The 1,839-nt window shown below is 65.5% G+C and carries 2 protein-coding genes; both read right to left on the reverse strand.

Annotation, left to right across the window (positions count from 1 at the left end; all coding sequences use genetic code 11):
- On the reverse strand, window positions 1-1,449 hold a 1,449-nt coding region (locus tag GY769_26155; protein MCP4205409.1), incomplete at its 3' end, for a tetratricopeptide repeat protein.
- Between the two features lie 161 nt (window positions 1,450-1,610).
- On the reverse strand, window positions 1,611-1,839 hold a 229-nt coding region (locus tag GY769_26160; GenBank protein ID MCP4205410.1), incomplete at its 5' end, for a hypothetical protein.

Raw genomic sequence — 1,839 nt, forward strand, 5'->3', positions numbered from 1 at the left:
GATGAGGAGCACCAGGCCGAAGCCGCCGACAAGAGCCCGGCGGGTACCGCGCTGGCGCTCCAGCTCGAGAGCCTGAAGGGCCTGCTGCTGGCGCAGGAGTTCGATCTCTTTCTCTTTCTGATCGGCGTCGAAGCGGGCTTGCATCTCGGCGATGGACCGGCTGTTTTCTTCGTCGTAGCTCTCTTTCGTGATCGCATCGTATTGCCGGAAAGCCTCCAGCATCTCGCGGCCCTGCCCCAGCGCGCCGTAGACCTCCACCAGCTCGCGCAGGGTCGACGATGGTGGCTTTCCGGCCTCGGTATTGAGAGCGAGAGCGCGTTCGAACGCCTTGCGTGCGGCTTCGTAGCTGCCGGCTTGCCGGTGCAGCTCGCCCATGTAGTGCAACGCGGCAGCGAGACCCTGCTTGTTGCCGATCTCCTCCCACATTCCGATCGATCGCTGAACGTAGGCGGTCGCTTGTTCGAGCTCGCCCAGGTCGCGGTAGTCAACGCCGATGGCTAGAAGCGTACGCGCGATGGATCGCGGGACCCCGACCTGCTCTCGAATCTCCAGCGCACGAAGATGGGCCTCGAGGGCCTGAGCCGGATCGCCGGTCGCCCGATAGGTGTTGCCGATGTTGTGCAGCCGTCGTCCGACTCCCTGCTGATCGCCGAGTTGCTGCTTGATCTCGAGGGACCGATACAAAAAATCCAGTGCTTCGTCGTGCTGCCCGAGTGCCTGGTAAACCATGCCGATACTGTTGAGCACTTGCCCAACGCCATGGAGATCGCCAGCTCCCTCGTAAAGCCTGAATGCGCGGAGATAAAACGCCAGGGCTTGTTGGGTGTCGCCGCGTTCGAGAGCGACGATGCCCGCACTATTGGAGGCGCTGGCCACTCCCGCCGTGTCGCCGAGCTCTTCGAGGAGGCCGATAGCTTCGGTGAGCTCTTGGAGGGCGCGTTCAAGCTCCTCAGTGCGCCATGAGATTCTCCCGATCAGCACCAGAGACCGAGCCAGGGCGGGCTTGTTGCCGGCTGTCCGGGCCAGTTGCTCGGCCTGTGCGGCATAGCGCAGACCGGTTTCATAGTCAAGCAGTGGGACCGGCCCGCGGCCCTGCTGCGCAAGATGGGCGCCGGCGAGAGCATTCAGGAGCGCGAGCTCACGGTCTTCATCGGGCGTCGCGGCGAGCAGCTCGAGCGCCTCGCTGCCGAAGGTGATCGCTTTGGCAGGATCGGCCTCGCGATAGGCCTCGGTCAGCTCGAGGAGCAGGTCGAGCCGCACCCGGCCCGTCGCCGCGGCGAGCTGCGCCTCGAGCTCTTTCGGGTCGGTCTGCTCTTGGGCCCCCGACTGGGTCCAAAGAGGACCGAACAGCAGCAGGGAGAGCACGACCCCCAGGACGATGGCGCTGAAAAGTCCGCCGCGGCAAAAGAGCCGGCCAGAAAACTGACGCCGAGAATCTCTGAGCTTCAACTGGCGCCCCACCCGTAGCCGGGCTCGGGCCGACACCCGAGCGAGGATGCGGGGCGCGACAGGAACCAGATTCCGCAGAGACTGCGCAAGGTCCCTCCGGAGGAGGGCAAACGGAACACATCTTACAACGCCCACGACGAATCCCGGGCTCCGCGGCGCATTCAACCCGGATCTGCGCTCGACTCGACCCGTTCGTCTGTTCCGACGTCGCCTACCGCGGCCCGCTGGCCGGTGGCCGGCAGCGTGAAACAGAACGTCGATCCCTGGTACCGCCCCGCCATACGCTTGCCCCCATTCGGGGGGACGGACTCGACCCAGATCCGCCCGCCGTGAACCTCGACGATGCGCTTGACCAGCGCCAGGCCGATCCCGGTACCCTCCGACGCCTCC

It is taken from the genome of bacterium, assembly GCA_024224155.1.
GTDB lineage: Bacteria > Acidobacteriota > Thermoanaerobaculia > Multivoradales > JAHEKO01 > CALZIK01.